At 69.1% G+C, this 16,923-nt stretch carries 19 protein-coding genes; 5 read left to right on the plus strand and 14 right to left on the minus strand.

Annotation, left to right across the window (positions count from 1 at the left end; translation table 11 throughout):
• Together DTA22_RS07095 and DTA22_RS07100 are read right to left on the minus strand one after the other, a co-directional pair.
• Window positions 1-669, minus strand: coding sequence for a response regulator transcription factor (locus DTA22_RS07095; protein WP_037233289.1), 669 nt, complete (start codon window positions 667-669; stop codon window positions 1-3).
• Between the two features lie 17 nt (window positions 670-686).
• The gene (locus DTA22_RS07100) at window positions 687-2,027 is read right to left on the minus strand and encodes a sensor histidine kinase (protein WP_112298995.1); all 1,341 of its coding nucleotides are present in this window, start codon (window positions 2,025-2,027) and stop codon (window positions 687-689) included.
• A gap of 16 nt (window positions 2,028-2,043) precedes the next feature.
• Between DTA22_RS07100 and DTA22_RS07105 the strand changes: the two genes are divergently transcribed.
• Window positions 2,044-2,472, plus strand: a complete 429-nt coding sequence (locus DTA22_RS07105; protein WP_037233188.1) for a hypothetical protein — start codon at window positions 2,044-2,046, stop codon at window positions 2,470-2,472.
• An 11-nt stretch (window positions 2,473-2,483) separates the two neighbouring features.
• Here DTA22_RS07105 and DTA22_RS07110 read toward each other — a convergent pair whose 3' ends face one another.
• Window positions 2,484-3,266 carry a TIM barrel protein gene (locus DTA22_RS07110; protein ID WP_112298996.1) on the minus strand — a complete coding sequence of 261 codons (783 nt, stop codon included), beginning with the start codon at window positions 3,264-3,266 and terminating at the stop codon, window positions 2,484-2,486.
• A 5-nt stretch (window positions 3,267-3,271) separates the two neighbouring features.
• On the minus strand, window positions 3,272-4,327 hold the full coding sequence (locus tag DTA22_RS07115; RefSeq protein ID WP_112298997.1) for a Gfo/Idh/MocA family oxidoreductase: 1,056 nt from the start codon (window positions 4,325-4,327) through the stop codon (window positions 3,272-3,274).
• A gap of 143 nt (window positions 4,328-4,470) precedes the next feature.
• Here DTA22_RS07115 and DTA22_RS07120 point away from each other — a divergent pair, with 143 nt between their 5' ends.
• Window positions 4,471-5,496, plus strand: coding sequence for a LacI family DNA-binding transcriptional regulator (locus DTA22_RS07120; protein ID WP_112299030.1), 1,026 nt, complete (start codon window positions 4,471-4,473; stop codon window positions 5,494-5,496).
• 45 nt (window positions 5,497-5,541) lie between these two features.
• Here the strand turns inward: DTA22_RS07120 and DTA22_RS07125 are convergent, their stop codons facing one another.
• The 3 genes from DTA22_RS07125 to DTA22_RS07135 form a co-directional block, all read right to left on the minus strand.
• On the minus strand, window positions 5,542-5,922 hold the full coding sequence (locus DTA22_RS07125) for a VOC family protein (RefSeq protein WP_112298998.1): 381 nt from the start codon (window positions 5,920-5,922) through the stop codon (window positions 5,542-5,544).
• Between the two features lie 81 nt (window positions 5,923-6,003).
• Window positions 6,004-6,369: a VOC family protein gene (locus DTA22_RS07130; RefSeq protein WP_037233176.1), complete on the minus strand. Its 366-nt coding sequence runs from the start codon at window positions 6,367-6,369 to the stop codon at window positions 6,004-6,006.
• A gap of 9 nt (window positions 6,370-6,378) precedes the next feature.
• Window positions 6,379-7,299: a LysR family transcriptional regulator gene (locus DTA22_RS07135; RefSeq protein WP_112298999.1), complete on the minus strand. Its 921-nt coding sequence runs from the start codon at window positions 7,297-7,299 to the stop codon at window positions 6,379-6,381.
• 123 nt (window positions 7,300-7,422) lie between these two features.
• On the opposite strand from DTA22_RS07135, the gene DTA22_RS07140 reads away from it, so the two are divergent.
• The 3 genes from DTA22_RS07140 to DTA22_RS07150 all read left to right on the plus strand — a co-directional run bounded on the left by DTA22_RS07140 (window position 7,423) and on the right by DTA22_RS07150 (window position 10,489).
• Entirely contained in the window at window positions 7,423-8,733 is a 1,311-nt protein-coding gene (locus DTA22_RS07140; RefSeq protein WP_037233173.1) for a CitMHS family transporter, read from the plus strand.
• A gap of 65 nt (window positions 8,734-8,798) precedes the next feature.
• Complete coding sequence (locus DTA22_RS07145) at window positions 8,799-10,172, plus strand: acyclic terpene utilization AtuA family protein (RefSeq protein ID WP_112299000.1); 1,374 nt, start codon at window positions 8,799-8,801, stop codon at window positions 10,170-10,172.
• Window positions 10,169-10,489 (plus strand): AtuA-related protein, encoded by a 321-nt coding sequence (locus DTA22_RS07150; protein ID WP_112299001.1) that lies wholly within the window; start codon window positions 10,169-10,171, stop codon window positions 10,487-10,489. The genes DTA22_RS07145 and DTA22_RS07150 overlap by 4 nt, the downstream gene beginning before the upstream one ends.
• A 4-nt stretch (window positions 10,490-10,493) precedes the next feature.
• Here DTA22_RS07150 and DTA22_RS07155 read toward each other — a convergent pair whose 3' ends face one another.
• From DTA22_RS07155 to DTA22_RS07185, 7 genes are read right to left on the minus strand one after another with little or no spacing between them, the layout of a single operon-like run.
• Window positions 10,494-11,888 (minus strand): AMP-binding protein, encoded by a 1,395-nt coding sequence (locus DTA22_RS07155; RefSeq protein ID WP_112299002.1) that lies wholly within the window; start codon window positions 11,886-11,888, stop codon window positions 10,494-10,496.
• Complete coding sequence (locus DTA22_RS07160; RefSeq protein ID WP_037233166.1) at window positions 11,881-12,483, minus strand: energy-coupling factor transporter transmembrane component T family protein; 603 nt, start codon at window positions 12,481-12,483, stop codon at window positions 11,881-11,883. Before DTA22_RS07160 ends, DTA22_RS07155 begins: the two co-directional genes overlap by 8 nt.
• The gene (locus DTA22_RS07165; RefSeq protein WP_037233164.1) at window positions 12,480-13,160 is read right to left on the minus strand and encodes an energy-coupling factor ABC transporter ATP-binding protein; all 681 of its coding nucleotides are present in this window, start codon (window positions 13,158-13,160) and stop codon (window positions 12,480-12,482) included. The genes DTA22_RS07160 and DTA22_RS07165 overlap by 4 nt, the downstream gene beginning before the upstream one ends.
• Entirely contained in the window at window positions 13,157-14,284 is a 1,128-nt protein-coding gene (locus tag DTA22_RS07170) for a thiolase family protein (RefSeq protein WP_112299003.1), read from the minus strand. The genes DTA22_RS07165 and DTA22_RS07170 overlap by 4 nt, the downstream gene beginning before the upstream one ends.
• Window positions 14,281-15,402, minus strand: coding sequence for a class I adenylate-forming enzyme family protein (locus DTA22_RS07175; protein ID WP_112299004.1), 1,122 nt, complete (start codon window positions 15,400-15,402; stop codon window positions 14,281-14,283). The genes DTA22_RS07170 and DTA22_RS07175 overlap by 4 nt, the downstream gene beginning before the upstream one ends.
• Complete coding sequence (locus tag DTA22_RS07180; protein WP_112299005.1) at window positions 15,399-15,983, minus strand: biotin transporter BioY; 585 nt, start codon at window positions 15,981-15,983, stop codon at window positions 15,399-15,401. The genes DTA22_RS07175 and DTA22_RS07180 overlap by 4 nt, the downstream gene beginning before the upstream one ends.
• Window positions 15,980-16,915 (minus strand): EamA family transporter, encoded by a 936-nt coding sequence (locus DTA22_RS07185; RefSeq protein ID WP_112299006.1) that lies wholly within the window; start codon window positions 16,913-16,915, stop codon window positions 15,980-15,982. Before DTA22_RS07185 ends, DTA22_RS07180 begins: the two co-directional genes overlap by 4 nt.
• Between the last annotated feature and the right edge of the window lie 8 nt (window positions 16,916-16,923).

Below are 16,923 nucleotides of genomic sequence, written 5' to 3' on the forward strand. Positions count from 1 at the left end.
TCAGGAAACTCGATCCGGGCCGGTGTCGCCCGGGGAAACGATGCCGTGATCGAAGGCGTACACGATGGCGGCCGCGCGGTCGCGGAGATCGAGTTTGAGGAAGATGTGCCCGACGTGGCTCTTCACCGTCACTCCCGAGATCCCCAGCTCCCGACCGATCTCACTGTTGCTGTGCCCACGCCCGATGAGCGCGAACACATCGAGTTCCCGCGCTGTCAGCTCGGAGAGGCGGCTCCGGCCCCCGTCGGACGACGGGGCGACGGTGCGGTACGTGGCGAGAACGCGTCCCGTCACTGCGGGGTCGAGGCAGGCGCCGCCCTCGGCGACGGTACGTACGGCACGAATCAGGTCCTCGGCCGGCGAATCCTTGAGGATGAACCCCGCCGCACCTGCGCGGAGCGATCCGGACAGCAGTTCGTCGTCGTCGAACGTGGTGAGCACCAGCACCGGCGGCGGCGCAGCGCCCGACCGGAGATCGCGGGTCGCGCGAATGCCGTCGACTTTCTTCATCCGGAGGTCCATGAGCACGACGTCCGGGGTGTGCTCCGCCACCGCGCCCGGCACCTCCGAGCCGTCGGCGCATTCACCGACGATCACGAAACCGTCCTTTCGCCGCAGGATCCGGCGCAGCCCCGACCGCACCAGTTCCTGGTCGTCGACCAGCAGCACCCTGATCTCCGGGCCCGTCACGACAGCCCCGGGATGTGACGGAGGATCGCCGGCCGGCAGGAGTCCCGGGGCAACGGAACCGCGGCGTGCACCGACCATCCCCTGCCGTCCGGACCGGCGCGGAGCTTGCCGCCGAGCAGCGCGGCGCGCTCGCGCATGCCCCGCAGACCGGAACCGGGTGAGCCGTTCGGTGGGGCTACCCGACCTCGGGTCGGGTTGCGGATCTCCAGGATCACACGTTCCGGCTCGATCGTGACCCGGACGTCGGCGCTCGCACCGGGTGCATGTTTGGCGACGTTCGCCAGCGACTCCTGCGTGATGCGGTAAATGCCGAGTCCGACCGTGCCGGTCACCGCGGAGAGGTCTCCGCGCATGTCGAAGGCCACCGGCAAACCAGCACGGCGGAAGTCGTCGATCAGATCGGGAAGATCGGCGGCACTCGGCTCTGGACGGGTGCCGGCCGGGCCTGCGTCGAGCAACCCGACGGTACGACGGATGTCGGCCATCGCCTGCCGCCCGAGTCGCTCGGCGTCGGAGAGCGCATCCACCGCGTCGTCGACGTCGCGGTCCTGCTCGAGCGCGCGACGGGCCGCGGTCAGATGCAGCAGCGTGATGCTCAGCGAGTGGGCGATGACGTCGTGAACCTCGCGAGCGATGCGCTGGCGCTCACGTGTGGCGGCCTGCTCGGATTGGATCGCCTTCGAGGCCCGCTCCTGGTGAAGGAGGCGCAACTGCGTGAGCATCAGGTAACCGAAGGCCCAGCCCAGCACGACGCCGGCGAGAGCGTACGGCGCACCGTCGAGTCGGCCCGTCAGTGCGAACGCAGACAGGACTGCCATCGCGGCGGCCAAGGTGGCGAGGCTGACGGCCAGTGACGCCGTTGCCGCGACCTCGGCGGTCAGAATCACCAGGATGAGCGGAGCGAAGTCGAACGCGGTGTCAGGCTGCTGCAGGAGCAACAGTGCGGCCGCCGCGATGACGACGACGGCCAGGAACGGACGCGGAAGCACCACCCCCGGTCTGATCATGTCACCCGCAACGGGGGTCACCGCGGCGACCAGGCCACACAGCAGGACCCACCCCGGCGGAACGAAGCCGTCGCGTTGCGCGACAGCGGCACCGGCGATGACGACGACGGCGATGTGCGCGAACACCGGCACAGCGAGCGGATAGTCGTACTCACTCTCCGCCACGCGTCGACGAAAAAATGTCGTCACCTGCACACGACCAGCGTAGGCGAAGACCCACCCGCACCGCGTCGTCTCCGGAGCGGAGACCCCCTCCGCCCACGGTAGGAGACGAGAACGCGACCGTGGCACGGCGAAACCGCTGCCGCGGATCCGTAGCGTTGCCGTCATCAACGGAACTACGGAGGTGGCCGAGATGTCGTGGAACGATTTCCGTGCACGCCGGGCGGTACTGGAAGAGATCCTGGCGCGGGCGCACGTCGACCCCGTGCCGGCGTTGCGGTTCGGCGAAGTACCCGGCGCGATCGAGCTTTTCGGCTCGGCGGACAACATCCTGCTCGCACTTCAGCACCGCTGGAGCAACCACCTCGCGGCCCGCCTCGACCAGGCGGTCGAGGATGGCACCCCCTTGAATGCGGCGTGGCGGGCGTTGGCCGCCGAGCAACCGGCGTTGCGCGCGCTCCTCGACACCGCGGCCGCCTCCTCCCTGCTGTTGCGCGGGTCCCAGCGCGCGGAGCAGCGGATGATCGAGGCCCACCACACCGGACGTCTGTCCGGCCACGCGATCGAGCAGCGGCCGATCGGCGCGCGAACGCCGACGATGACCCACGTGTGACTGGCGGACTGCTACGGCCGACCGAATGCCGCCTCGAACGCGTCGAGCGCGTCGTCCGAATCGTTCTTCGCCCACCCTTCGAGTCCGACGACGCCGGTATAGCCGATGTCGCGGAGGGCGGCGGCGACAGCCGGGTAGTGGATTTCGCCGGTTCCGGGTTCGCAGCGTCCCGGGACGTCGGCGACCTGGATCTCCCCGATGTAGGGCAGCGCCTTTCGGACGAGTTCGATGAGGTTTCCCTCGCCGATCTGGGCGTGATAGAGGTCGAGATTCATGCGCAGGTGGGGGCTGTCGACCGCCTGGACGAGAGCGAGAGTGTCGGCCGCGGTCGCGAACGGGGTGCCGGGATGATCGACGGCGAGGTTGAGGTTCTCGAGCGTGAACACCCGCCCCGCCTGTTCGCCGAGTTCGGCGATCTTCCTCAGGGTGCCGGCGGCGGTGAGCCACATTGCGGGCGTGACCGTTTCGACCGGCCGGACCGGCAGTCCCCGGTTGTCGAGTCCGGTTCCGTGCAGGTTCAACCGCGGGCAGTCGAGCCGTTTCGCGACGTCGAGGGACTGCTGCGCCGTGGTGAGCAGCGCCTCGATGCCGTCGGGTTCGGTGAGGTCGCCCTCCAGATAGCCGGTCATCGAGGAGAATTCGGCACCGCTGGCGGCGAGCGCGTCGATGTCCTTGGTGGACCAGTCCCAGATCTCGACCTGCAGTCCGCGTTCGGCGATGCGGTGCACGCGGTCCAGGAACGGCAGGTCGAGGTAGAGCATCTCGGCGCTGGCAGCGAGCGCATACGTGGCCATCGGCGTCACCGGTCCAGGTCTACGGCGGAGCCGGTCTCTACGCTGCGGATGGCGGCGAGTGCGATCGACAGCGCGGTGCGGGCGTCCTGACCTGTGACGACGGCCGGTGTGTGAGTGCGGATCGCGTCGACGAAAGCGGTCAGTTCCCCCACGTACGCGGAATGCAGGAGGTCGGTGTCGCGGCGCGCGGTGTCGGCGTGCAGCCCGTCGGGTCCGTAATAGGTCATGTCGGTGCTGAGCCCGCTGCCTGCGGTGACCATGCCGCCGGAGCCGAATACCTCGGCGCGCACGTCGTATCCGTACAGCGCGCTGAAGCTTGCCTCCGCGGTGGCGATGGCACCGTTGTCGAATTGGACGGTCACCACCGCGGTGTCGAGGTGACCCGCGCTCTTGGCGTCCGGTCGCACCAGGGCGTCGGCGACCGCCTGCACCCGCACCGGGCGTGCGCCGGGGTTGAGGAAGCAGAGAGTGTCGAAGTCGTGAATGAGCGTTTCCAGGAAGATCGTCCACTGCGGAACCCGTGCCGGGTCGGCGGTATACGGTCCGGGATCGCGGGTCAGGGAACGCAGCAGGTGCGGGGTCCCGACCTTCTGCGCGTCGATCGCGGCGCGGGCGGCGGCGAACCCGGGGGCGAATCGGCGATTGAAGCCGACCTGCAGGACTGTGCCTGCGTCGGCGGCCGCCGCGATGGCGCGGTCGGCGTCGTCGAGAGTGACTGCCATCGGCTTCTCGACAAACACGTGCTTGCCGGCGGCCGCGGCCGCGACGACCAGGTCCGTATGACTCCGCGCGGGGGCGGTGATCAGCACCGCATCGACCTCGTCGCTGGTGAGGACGTCGTCGACGATCGTGGTGGCGAGCGGCGCCCCCAACGTGGTGGCGAGGCGCTGCGCGGACTCACCGACCGGGTCGCTGACCGCGACGAGCGACGCCCCCGGGACCAGGCGGGCCACGATCTCCGCGTGATTCGAGCCGATGCGTCCGGCACCGATCGTCGCGATGCGGACCGGGTGGGAAGCAGGCGCCGTCGGGTGGACGGTTGCGGCTTCGGTGAGTGACATGGGTGCGCTCCAGTGCAGAGGAAGGGTGGAGGTCTAGGCGAACTAGTACGTTCTAGTTTCAGACCTTAGATCTCGTGCGATCATTGGTCAAGAGCAGCTTCGAGCGGAACAGCGCGGGGCCCGGGAAGACAGGAGCCGTGCACGTGGTCGAACCGGTGGCGGGATCGACCGGTGGCGCCCGCCCGACGATGGGCGACGTCGCGCGCGCGGCAGGAGTCTCCACAGCGCTCGTCTCGATCGTGATGCGCGGCGTCCCCGGCGCCAGCGAGGCCACTCGCAGGCGGGTGCTCGACATCGCCGACGAGATGGGCTACGTCCCCGATCGTCGCGCACAGAAACTGCGCCAGGCCAGTTCCCGATTGCTCGGAGTCGTATTCGAACTGCAGCAGCCGTTCCACGGCGATCTCGTCGAACAGATCTACGCCGCGGCCACCCGCCGGGGTTACGACGTGATGCTCAGCGCGGTTGCCCCGAGTCGCGCCGAGAAGGTCGCCGTCCAGGCGCTCATGCGCGAGCGCTGCGAGGCCGCGATCCTCCTCGGCACCCGGTTCGACACCGATGAACTCGGCGCGCTGGCCGACCGCGTGCCCGCCCTCGTCGTGGCGCGCGCAAGCGGCCTGCCCGGAGTCGGTGCCGTACGGGGCGACGACGTCGCAGGCATCACCCTGGCCGTCGACCATCTCACCGAACTCGGGCACCGGAACATCGCCCACATCGACGGCGCCGACGCTCCCGGCGGCGCCGACCGGCGGGCCGGCTTCCTGGCCGCGATGGACCGGCACGGACTGTCGGCTTCGGCTACGGTTGTGGCGGGCGGTACGACGGAAACCGAAGGCGCAGAAGGCATGCACACGCTTCTGGAGATGACCACTCCCCCGACCGCCGTCGTCGCCTTCAACGACCGGTGCGCCACCGGCGTACTCGACCTACTGGTCCGCCGTGGCCGGGACGTGCCCGCGGACATCTCCGTCGTGGGCTACGACGACTCCCGCCTGGCGAGGATTCCGCACGTGCAGATGACGACGATCTCGCAGGACGCCACGCACATGGCCGAGGCCGCCGTCGACGGAGCGCTGGCTCAGATCGCCGGCGACAAGGCGATCGACCTCGTGCTCGCGCCGCACCTCGTCCGCCGCGCGACCACCGGCCCTGTCGCACACCACGACTGAGGTCAGGAGCCTGCGTAACTGGTGTCGAGATGCGACCGATGAGCATCAGAGTGGGCCCAAGCGGGCCCTGAGCAGGCAGAACTCATTGCCTTCGGGGTCGGCCAGGACATGCCACTGCTCCTGCCCCGTCTGGCCGATGTCGGCCGGGCGCGCACCGAGCTTCAGAAGGCGGTCGAGCTCGGCGTCCTGATCGCGGTCGGTCGCGTTGACGTCGATGTGCAGCCGGGATTTCCCCTTCTCCGGGTCATCCCTGCGACTGAGGATGATCGTCGGCTGCGGACCGCCGAACCCTTCACGCGGTCCGATCTCCAGCGATCCGTCGTCCTCGCGATCGAGCACGACGAAGTCGAGGACCTCGCACCAGAACCGCGCCAGCACCTCAGGGTCGCGGCAGCCGAGCACGAGCTCACTGATACGACATGCCATGAGCGACACCTGCTCTCAGCACGGCCCTTGGCCATGCAGTAGGGAAACCGTTTTCGAGACACGACATAGATCTGCCGGATACTAGGCCGACGACCAGACACCGAGTTCGTTGCCACTCGGATCGGTGAAGTGGAAGCGGCGCCCGCCGGGAAAGTCGTACGGGCCGTTGACGACGGTGCCGCCCGCCGCCCGCACCGCATCCACCGAAGCGTCGAGATCCACCGAGTACAGCAACACCAGCGGTCCGCCTGCCGGTTTCCGTTCCGGCACCTGCAGCAGGCCGCCGACCTCCTCACCGTCCGCACCGACGATGCCCGCGTACTGCGGGCCGTAGGAGTTGAACTCCCAGCCGAATGCCGAGCGGTAGAACGCTTCCGCGTCCGCGAGGTCCGTGACCGACAACTCCACGTAGTTCAGTCGATGATGATCTGGGGCAGAAGGTGACATGCCGGAACTCTAGCCGGAATCGGCTCCTCGATCAGGAGTTCGGTCGGCGAGAAGCATGTTCACGAAACCGCGGGTGCTCGCCGTCTGGGGTCGGCCGGCGACCTGGACGAGTGAAATGGTGCGTTCGACCGTCGGCTGCAGCGGTATGTGGACGAGACCGGCGAACGAGATCATGGGAAGCACGAGTTCGGGAACCGCGGTGACACCGAGCCCGGCCGCCGCCAATCCCGCTACCGCGCCGATGTTCTGCGCCTGCATGACGGGCCCGAGTTCGATGCGTGCATCCTCGACGGCGCGTCGGACGGGCGCCGCGATACTGCTCTCGGGTCCGAACGCGATGAACGGCTGTCCGGCGAGATCCGACCACCGCAGTACCGGCCGATCGGCGAACGGATGCGTCGGCGCGACGGCGCAATAGAAGGAGTCGCTCGTCAGGACGTCCTGTTGCAGGCCGGGCAGAAGCCCCGAGGTGGTGACCAGGGCGAGGTCGACCGTGCCCGAGTACACGGCGTCGAGAACCTCCTGCCGCAGTCCGTCCCGTATCTGGAGCCGCACGTCGGGGTGCTGCTCACGGAAGCTCACCACGTAGGGAGGAAGGAACGTGGCCGCGAGCGAGGGCAGGCAGGCCACCGTCACGATTCCGCGGTCACCGGTGACGAATCGTTCGATCTGCGTGAGCCCGTCGTCGAAGTCGTGGAGCATCCGCCGGGCGTGCTCGATGATCTCGTGCCCGTGCGTGGTCAGCTCGACGCGGCGAGTGGTGCGTTCGAACAGCGTGACGTCGAGTCTGCGCTCGGCCTCGGCGACCGAGCGGCTCAGCGAGGACTGAGACACGTCGAGTGCGTGCGCCGCCGCGGTGAAGCTCGCGTAGTCGGCGATGGCGACGATGCTCCTCAGGTGTGAAATCCCGAGATTGATGCTCATGCGCATCAGTATGGCCGGTATCCATGCGCGATCGATTCATGACTTGAACTCATGAATCAATCGTTCATTGATATTTGACGCACATTTGTGAGGCGCGCGACACTGAGACTCCATTTCGAAGGAGGTCACATGGTTGCCGCGCTCGGGTTCGCCACCATCGCTTGTTTCCTGGCGCTCGCGTTCAGCCGACGGGTCTCGGTGCTCGTCGCACTGATCCTCGTTCCCGTCGCGTTCGCAATCGTGGGCGGATGGGCACCCGACCTCGGGGAGATGGTCGGCGACGGCCTGCTGAAGGTCGCGCCCGTCGCCATCATGATCGCCTTCGCCGTCCTGTATTTCAGCCTGATGGTCGACGTGGGACTGTTCGACCCGGCGATCCGCCGGATCGTCCGGTGGGCAGGTGGCAATCCCACCAAGATCGCCGTCGGAACCGCGGTGCTGACCCTGCTCGTCGCGCTCGACGGCGACGGAACCTCGACCTTCCTGATCACCATTTCGGCGTTGCTGCCCATCTACCAGAAACTCGGGATGCGCCCGGTCGTGCTGACCGGCATCGTGTGCCTGGCTGCGGGACTGATGAACATGATTCCGTGGGGCGGACCGACCGTCCGCGCCATGGCCGCGCTCGACCTGACCAGCGCCGACATCTTCACGCCGGTCCTGCCCGCGATGGGCGCCGGAATCCTGTGGGTCCTGTTCGCCGCCTACATGATCGGCCGCACGGAACGTAAACGGCTCGGCGTCACCGAACTGGCATCTCCCGGCGGCGGTGGTCCCGGCACGCCGCACGTCTCCGACGCGCCGGTGCGCACCGGACGCCAACGGGCGGTGATGGCGTTCAATACCGTGCTCACCCTCGTTCTGATCGTGATCCTGCTGTTCCAGCTCGTGCCGCTGGAGGTGGCCTTCGCCATCGCATTCGCACTCGCGCTCGCCGTCAACCGCCCGAAGTGGGACGACCAGCAGGCCCTGTTCGCGAAGCACGGCGGCAACGTCACCATGGTGGTGGCGATGATCCTCGCGGCAGGCGTGCTCACCGGAATCCTCAACGGCACCGGAATGATCACCGCGATGGCGCAGACCTTCGTCTCCTGGATTCCGCAGTCCGCCGGCTCCCTGATCCCCGTCATCACCGCCGTCACGTCGATGCCGCTCAGTCTGGTCTTCACCCCGGACGCCTACTACTTCGGCGTCGTCCCGGTGCTCGCGGAAACCACGGCATCGTTCGGAGGCGACCCCGCGGAGATCGGCCGCGCCGCCATCCTCGGCCAGATGACCACCGGATTCCCGCTCAGCCCGCTGACCGCGGCGACGTTCATCCTGATCGGGCTGAGCAAGGTGGACCTCGGCAAGCACCAGCGGTTCATCTTCGGCTGGGCCTTCGGGACCACGATCGTGATGACCGTCGTGGCGCTGCTCACCGGAGCCATCTCACTGTGATCGGCCGCGACCACCGCAGGCCGGCCCACCCACCACACGTCGAACAAGCAAAGGACTTCGAGCCCGTGACACCATCGAGCACCCGAGACACAGCCTCGCGGAGCATGCGACTCGGCGCCGGATCCGGGTTCTCCGGGGATCGCATCGACCCCGCCGAGAAACTCGCCCGGCATGCCGACCTCGACTACCTGATCTTCGAATGCCTCGGTGAACGCACCGTCGCCGCCGGCAACGCGCGCCGTCTCGAGAACCCGGACCAAGGCTACGATCCGCTCCTCGCCGCACGCATGCGCGCAGTTCTCCCGCACACGCTCGCGTCCGGGACCACGGTGATCACCAATGCCGGTGCGGCGAACCCTCTCGCCGCTGCCGACCTGGTCGCCGGCATCGCGTCCCGGTCCGCCGACCGGCAGGTGCGCGTCGCCGCCATCACGGGCGACGCGGTGCTCGAGCAGGTGCTACGCCACGACCCCGTCGTGTGGGAGACCGGAAAACGCCTGGCGGAGCACGACGAGGAACTCGTCTCCGCGAACGCGTACATCGGGGCGGAGGCCGTGACCCCCGCGCTCGAACTGGACGCCGACGTCGTCGTCACCGGACGTCTGGCCGACCCCTCCCTCTACGTCGCCCCGCTAGCCCACCATTTCGGGTGGGACCTGGCCGATCACGACACCATCGGCGCCGCAACCGCGATCGGGCACCTGCTCGAATGCGCCGGACAACTCACGGGTGGGTACTACGCGGATCCCGTCATCAAACCGGTGAAGGGCATGGCCGATCTCGGCTTCCCGTTCGCCGACGTCCTCGCCGACGGATCGGCGACATTCGGCAAGCTCGACGGATCCGGCGGCATTCTCACCGAACGAACCTGCGCCGAGCAACTGCTGTACGAGGTGGGAGATCCCACCTCGTATCTGACCCCGGACGTCACCGCGGACTTCGGCAACGTGTCGTTCACCAGCGTCGGACCCGACCGGGTCGCCATCACCGGCGCGACGGGGCGCCCCCGCCCGCAGCAGCTGAAGGTCACCCTCGGCTTCCGCGGCGGCTGGCTCGGTGAGGGGCAGATCAGCTACGCGGGCCCACGCGCCTACCCCCGCGCCCGGCTCGCCGCGGACATCGTCACCGAACGACTCGTCGACGTGCACGGTTTCACCGAGGACGCCGTCTCCGTCGAATACATCGGCGCCGGTGCGGCTTTCCGCGGCCTCGACACGGACACCGATGCGCACGAGGTGCGACTGCGGGTCACTGCCCGCGCACGCACCCGCGAGGAGGCCGACCTCGTCGGCTGGGAAGTGGAAAGCCTGTACACCAACGGACCGGCCGGCGGCGGCGGCGCCCGGCGCTCGGCGACCGAGGTACTTGCGATCCGCTCGTGCACCCTCCCCCGCGACCTCGTGTCCACCCGGGTGCATCTCACGGAGGTGACGAAATGACCACGCCCACAACTGCTCAGAAGATCGACGCACTCGCCGACGTTCGCGCCGGCGACAAGGGAGACACCCTCATCGTCGCCGTGCTGGCCCGCGACGACGCCGCCTACCGCCATCTCGCGCTGAGACTGACCGAGGACGTCGTCGCCGCCCATTACGGTGCACTGATCACCGGCCCGGCCCGGCGCACGTGCCAGCCGAACCTGATGGCGATGGTGTTCGAGTTGCCCGGCGTCCTCGGCGGCGGCGTCACGGGATCACCCGCACTCGACGGACACGGAAAGACGCTGAGCTATCACCTGCTGAGCCTCGAAATCTGACGCGCTACGCGGGATTCCGGTTCCGAGACGCTGCCAGGGTGACGGCGAGCGCCTGACGGTCGAGTTTGCCGCGCGGTGTGCGCGGCAAACTGTCGACCGCGAGTACCTGAACCGGCATGCTCGGGCTGGGTAACGTGGCGCGCAGATGCCGCCAGATCTCGCTGGAACTCGGCCCGTCGCCGTCCACCACGATCGCGGCGGCCGGTGCCTCGCCCATCCGGCTGTCCGGCACGCCGATGCACGCCGCCTCCGAGATCCCCGACAGTGCGGTCAACGCCGCCTCGATGGCGGCCGGTTCCACATTGAGTCCCGCCCGGATCACCGTGTCGCTGTCGCGGCCGAACAACTGCAGGCTGTTGCCGACCACGCGGCCCCGGTCGCCCACCGTCATCCACCCGTCGGCGGGGCCGTTCACCACGCCGTCCTCGGTGAGGTAGCCGTCGAACAGCATGTCGCTGCGCACGTGAACGAGGCCCTCGCGAATCTCCGCGTCGACGCCGTCGAACAGTTCGCCCGCCGCATGCTCGTCGACGGTGCCGAGACCCCGGTCGAAGGACACGAAGCTCAGTTCGGAGGCGCCGTAGAAGTGCACCAGCGACGCATTCGGTAACACCTCCCGTAACGCCTCACGCCCCGTCCGCGGCCACCGGGCCGCCGAGGACAGCACCTCGCGGACGCTGCCGGCCGGCCCGATCCCCGACCGCACCACGTCCCAGGCGATGGTGGGGACCGAATACAGATGTGTGGCCGCGTCGCGCAGCGAGTGCGTGACCGGTCGCAGATCCACCGTCGCACCGCGAGTGAGCCCGTGCAGCGCGCCGTACAGGAAATGCGTGTGGTCGAGAACTCCGGGCACCGCCACGCGGTCCCCGCTACCGATGTCGAACGTCGCGTCCGAGCGGTCGAGGGTCGTCGCCCACGATCGCTGGTTGCGCACGAACAGCTTCGGCTCACCGGTCGTGCCGGACGTGATGCCGACCAGCAGTTCGGTGTCGGGACGCGCCCGGTCCGCGGCGCCGTCGGATTCGAGACTGTCCGCCGTCTCGACGGTCCCGTCGAACCCCAGTCTCCGTAGCCTGGTGTGCTGGTGCGACGCGGCCACCACGGCGCCGGGTTTCGCGAGCTCGAGCACCCGCGTCAACTGCGCCGGCAGGAGGTGCCGGTGCAGCAGCACGACACTGACTCCCGCGTGCATCGCCGCCGTCACGACGACCAGCGACCCGACATCCGACGTCGGCAGCACTGCGACCCGGTTCATGCCGTCGAGCCCGGCTGCGGTGCGAGCGACCCGCGACCAGAACCGGCCGTAGTCGACGGTCTCGCGTGCGGAGACGACCGCGGTCGTCTCCGGGTTCTCGGCGGCCCGTCTGGCGACACGCTCGGCGAGCAGCTCAGTCATCGTCCACTCCCCGTGCGACGAGGGCGTCGCCCATCGCATCCGCAGTCCGGAGGGCGCGGACCAGCACGGGGGTGGCCAGCGCGGTCATCGACCATTGCAACCCGCGCGCCTTCCGCGCCTGCGCCACCTCCTGCACGATCCCGGTCAGCAGCGGGATACACCGGATCGCCAACGCGAGCAGGAGTCCGATCCGATCCGGGTCGACCCCGAACCTCCGCAACGGCCCGAGTGCGCGCGACACCGTGTCGAGCATGTCGGTGACCCGGGTGGTCAGCGTGACCAACGCGGCGAGCGCCACCGAGATCAGCAGCACCCCGCACACGACGACCGCCCGCGCTGGCGACGTGATCAGCACCTGGAACACGGCGATGATCAACAACATCCACACCACCGGACGCAACTGCGCCACGGCGACCCGCCACGGAATGGAGGCCACCGCGAACAGCAGCCCCACCACGACGACGACGACACCGACCTCGAGCGGCGTGCGCACGAACACGGTGGCCGTGACGATCGACGCGATCAACAGCAGCAGTTTCAGCCCGGCGGGCATCCTGTGCAGGAGGGAGTCACCCGGACGGTACAGGCCGATCATTCGACCAACTGCCGGTACGCGGGGACGGCATCGTCCGGGCTGCCGTCGAACGCGACGAGACCGTCGTCGATGACGATGACCCGCTCGAAACTCTCAAGCAGTGCCAGTTGGTGGGTCACGACGATCACCTGCTGGTCCATCGAATCGAGTGCTTCGGAGACGACGCGGGCGTTCCGCAGATCCAGCAGCGTGGTCGGCTCGTCGGCGATGACCACCTCGGGCCTGCGGATGAGGACGGCGCCGATGGCGAGCAACTGCTTCTGGCCCCCGGACAGCAGGTGCGCGGGGTGATCGGCGTGCTGGTCGAGCCGGAACCGCACCAGGATCTCCTCGACGCGGGCGGCGATCTCCTGCTTGCTCAGACCGGACCGGCGCAGCGAGAACGCCAGGTCCTCGGACACCGTGGGCATGACGATCTGGGTGTCGGGGTCGGTGAACACGAACCCGACCTTGCGGCGCACCTGCGCGCCCTTCCTCGCGGCGTCGACACCGTCGACCGTGACGGTGCCGGAGGTCGGCTTCAGCAAGCCGTTGATCATGCGCGCCAGAGTCGACTTTCCGGAACCGTTGGAACCGATGATGCCGACACGTCGCTCGGAGAAACGCAGGTCGACGCCGCGCAGGACCGGGCGGTCCCCGAAGGCATGCGTCACCGAATCGAAGACGATCTCACTCACGACACACGCTCCACGAGCATCGCGATGCCCTGCCCGCCGCCGATGGCGCAGGCCGCGAGCCCGAGCGCGGGTCCGTCCTCGCGCAGCATCTGACTTGCCAAGCGCACCAGCAGGATCGCCCCCGATGCCCCCCACGGATGTCCCATGGCGATGGCGCCGCCCTGTGGGCAGATCACGGATTCGTCCAGGCCGAGTTCGTCCGACACCGCCAGCACCACCGACGCGAAGGCCTCGGTGATCTCGACGACGCCCAGATCCGCGACGTCGTGTCCGGTTCGCTTCAGGACTTTGCGGATCGCGGGAACCGGTCCGAGTCCGGGCAGCGCCGGGTCCGATCCCGCGACGGCGGAGCCGAGGACCCGCAACGCGGGCAGTCCGGCGGCAAGCGACTCGGTCGTCACCGCCAGCACCGCGGCGCCGTCCGAGATGCCGCAGGAGTTCCCCGCCGTGGCCGTCCCGCCGGCACCGAAACTGGGGCGTAACCGCGCCAGCCTGGCCTCGGTCATGCCTGTGCGAATGCGCTGGTCCCGCTCGATCGCACCGATCGGCACGATCTCCGACGAGAAGTCGGCGGCGGCCGCGAGCGTGTGCGACCGCGCCGCGTACGCGTCCTGCCGCTCTCGGCTGATGCCGCGAGCCCGCGCGAGATCGTCCGCGGCCGCCCCCATGTCGGGGTCGGGGAAGCCTTGCGGCGCAAAGGGAGCGCGGGTGTAGCGCACCGGATCGGCGCCCGGCACCGGCGGCCAGAACCGCCACGGCGCGGTGCTCGCCGATTCGACACCACCCGCCAGGATCAGCTCGTCGGCGCCGCTGCGTACACGGAGCGCGGCTTGCATCACTGCGTCGAGGCCGGAACCGCACTGCCGGTCGACGGTGACACCGGGAACCTCCACACCCATCCCCGCCTGCAGGGCAGCGACCCGTGCCGGATCGCCGCCCGGTCCGAGGCAGTTGCCGAGGACGACGTCGTCGACCTCGGCGTCGAGGCCCGAGCCCCGCAGCGACGTCAGGACCTCGCGTAGCACCGGGGCGGCCAGATCGGTGGTGGTCAGATCGGCGAACCCGTGCCCGGCATTGCCGATCGGCGTCCGACGCGGCGCCACCAGAACAGGGACAGAGCTCATGCCAGCCAGTCTCTCACTCGGCCTCGGGCGACCTTGCCACTGGCGGTCCGCGGCATCGACTCGATCGGCACCCAGCGGCGGGGCAGCGCTTCCTTCGTCAGCGTCCGGCGCGCGTGCGAACGGACCTCAGCGATCTCCGCGGTGCCGTCGAGCTCCACCACGGCGGTGACGGTCTCGCCGAGCACCGAATGCGGCGATCCGACGACGGCGGCCGCGGCGACACCGTCGAGCGTCTCGAGGATGCGCTCGACGTCCTCGGCGATCACCGTGGTGCCGCCGACGTTGATCGCGGAGTCGCCCCGGCCGCGCACCGTCAGCTCGCCGTCGTCACCGAGTTCCGCAAGGTCACCGACGCCGAACCACTCCGGGACTCCGATGACGCTGTACGGCGACCGGACGTACAGCAGGCCGTCGCGGATGTCCGCGTCGACACCGTCCAGCAGCCGGAGCGGCTCGGGCACCCGGCGCGCCGCGACGAGGGAGAGTTCCGCGGCGCCGTAGTACTCGACGATCTCGATGCCGTCGGCCACCGCGCGGGCGCCGTCGTCCAGGGCGGTGCCCGCGACGACCGCCGTGCGCAGCTTCGGGGCCTTCCCCACCACCTCACGGAGAACGGCGGGGACGGCGTGCACGACTGTCGCCCGGGACGGGTCGTCGGTGACGCACGCGCCTCGCCACAGTGCGTGCACTGCGCCGAACAGGTGCATCGTCGCGTGCAACGGGCCGGTGATCAGCACGTGGTCCGTGGCGTCGATGCCGGTGATCGCGGTGAACGCGGGAAAGCTGTCGAACCAGGAGGCCGCTGTGCGCGCGAGCGGACGGGGCCTTCCGGTGGAGCCGGACGTCGCCACCAGCAGAAACGCGGACGGCGGGACCACCGCGCGGTCCGGACGCGCCTCGGGGTTCTCGACGATCACCGCCGTCCCCTGCCGCGCCGCGGCGCAGACGCAGATCAGGGCGTCCGGGACCGGCAGCGTCGACGCGTCGTAGGCAGGGGCACCCGAGCCGTGCTCGAGGATCCATCGGTCGATGGCGCGGTCGAGTTCGGCGTACGTGTAGGTGCGGCCGTCGAAGTCGAGGGCAGGCTGATCGCCGGAGCCGCCGAGTTCGGAATTCACGTACGGATCAGGCCGGGGTACGCGCGATGCACGCTCTTGGCGACCACGGTCGCGACGACGACCTTGAGCAGGTCGCCGGGGATGAAGGCGAAGTTGGTGGTGATGGCGGCGCCGACGCCCAGGTCGGTGCGGAGCAGGAGTCCGACGGTGCCGAAGATGTAGATGACGACGATCCCGCCGAGCGCGTTGATCAGCAGGCCGAGCACGACCGGGTACTTCGGCAGGATCCGGGCGGTGAGGAGGCCGATGATCAGCGTCGCGGGAATCCAGCCGATGAGGTATCCGGCGCTGGGGCCTGCGAGCGCGGTCAGTCCGGTGCGACCACCGGACAGCAGGGGCAGGCCGATCAGGGTCAGGGCGATGAACACCGCGACGGCGGCTGTGCCCTTGCGAGCCCCGAGCACCGCGCCGGCGAGGATGACGCCGAGCGTCTGCAACGTGATCGGCACTCCGCTGAAGCCGACCGTGATGGCGCCGGGCAGTCCCAGCGCCGCGATCAGCGCGGCGAATACCGCGATCTGCGCCATGTCCCGCGCTGAAATACCGAGCCTCGACACCCGAGCACTCCCGACCTCTGTCATGACGACTCCTCTTGCTGCAAACTTGAACGACGTTCAAGGTAGCAGGTCGACGCGGACAACGGTGTGGCAGACTCCACGACCTCACCCTCGTCGGGGACCGCCCGCGCCCCGGCCCGCGCTGCTCCGATCCCGGCCGCGACCACGAAACAGATCCCGGCAACGGCCGCGCGGTCCGGAACCTGATGCAACACCACGAGCCCGATGATCAACGCGAACGCCGGTTCCAGACTCATCAGGGTCCCGAACGCCGCGGTGTTCAGCCGCCGCAGGGCGAGCATCTCCAGTGTGAACGGCACGACCGGCAGAAGTATCGCCAAACCCAGCCCGATGATCAACAGGTCCGGCGTCATCTTTCCGAGCATCGAGGGCCCGCCCACGGCGGTCGCGACCAACCCGGCGACCGGCATGGAGACCGCGAGCCCGTTGAGACCGGCCACCTCGTCGCCCACGCGCTGGGTGAGCACGATGTAGAGCGCCCAGCATGCGGCCGCGCCCAGCGCGAACAGGATTCCGACCGGGTCGACGCCGCCGGCCCAGGGCTGCGTCAGCAGCAGCACCCCCACGGCCGCCAGCGCCGGCCACTTCAGGCGACCTCGTCCGTGCAGGACGGCGACGCCGAGGGGTCCGAGGAACTCCAGTGCACTGGCGGTTCCCAGCGGGATCCGGTCCACCGCGGCCATGAACAGCAGGGTGACCGCCGCCGTGACCACCCCGAGCAGAACACACGCACCGAGGGACGAACGGGTGAACGCCTTCGGACGAGGCCGCACGATCACGGCCAGCAACACCCCTGCCCAGGCCAGGCGCAACCAGGCGGCGCCCTCGGCGCCGACGCGCTCGGACACGCCGACGGAGATCGCGAGTCCGCTCTGCACGCACAGCATCGAGGTCAGCGCCATCGTCGCGCCGACGTGGGTCGAGTTCCTGGTCATGTCTGCAT

Origin of the sequence: Rhodococcus wratislaviensis (assembly GCF_900455735.1) — a bacterium.
Classification (GTDB): domain Bacteria; phylum Actinomycetota; class Actinomycetes; order Mycobacteriales; family Mycobacteriaceae; genus Rhodococcus_F; species Rhodococcus_F wratislaviensis.

Bases quoted from the DNA above. Each gene is read 5' to 3' on its own strand.
- DTA22_RS07185 (WP_112299006.1), bottom strand. From the start codon at position 16,915: ATGACCAGGAACTCGACCCACGTCGGCGCGACGATGGCGCTGACCTCG.
- DTA22_RS07125 (WP_112298998.1), bottom strand. From the start codon at position 5,922: ATGGCATGTCGTATCAGTGAGCTCGTGCTCGGCTGCCGCGACCCTGAG.
- DTA22_RS07100 (WP_112298995.1), bottom strand. From the start codon at position 2,027: ATGACGGCAACGCTACGGATCCGCGGCAGCGGTTTCGCCGTGCCACGG.
- DTA22_RS07170 (WP_112299003.1), bottom strand. From the start codon at position 14,284: ATGAGCTCTGTCCCTGTTCTGGTGGCGCCGCGTCGGACGCCGATCGGC.
- DTA22_RS07135 (WP_112298999.1), bottom strand. From the start codon at position 7,299: ATGCGCATGAGCATCAATCTCGGGATTTCACACCTGAGGAGCATCGTC.
- DTA22_RS07180 (WP_112299005.1), bottom strand. From the start codon at position 15,983: ATGACAGAGGTCGGGAGTGCTCGGGTGTCGAGGCTCGGTATTTCAGCG.
- DTA22_RS07110 (WP_112298996.1), bottom strand. From the start codon at position 3,266: ATGGCCACGTATGCGCTCGCTGCCAGCGCCGAGATGCTCTACCTCGAC.
- DTA22_RS07140 (WP_037233173.1), top strand. From the start codon at position 7,423: ATGGTTGCCGCGCTCGGGTTCGCCACCATCGCTTGTTTCCTGGCGCTC.
- DTA22_RS07115 (WP_112298997.1), bottom strand. From the start codon at position 4,327: ATGTCACTCACCGAAGCCGCAACCGTCCACCCGACGGCGCCTGCTTCC.
- DTA22_RS07160 (WP_037233166.1), bottom strand. From the start codon at position 12,483: ATGATCGGCCTGTACCGTCCGGGTGACTCCCTCCTGCACAGGATGCCC.
- DTA22_RS07150 (WP_112299001.1), top strand. From the start codon at position 10,169: ATGACCACGCCCACAACTGCTCAGAAGATCGACGCACTCGCCGACGTT.
- DTA22_RS07155 (WP_112299002.1), bottom strand. From the start codon at position 11,888: ATGACTGAGCTGCTCGCCGAGCGTGTCGCCAGACGGGCCGCCGAGAAC.
- DTA22_RS07130 (WP_037233176.1), bottom strand. From the start codon at position 6,369: ATGTCACCTTCTGCCCCAGATCATCATCGACTGAACTACGTGGAGTTG.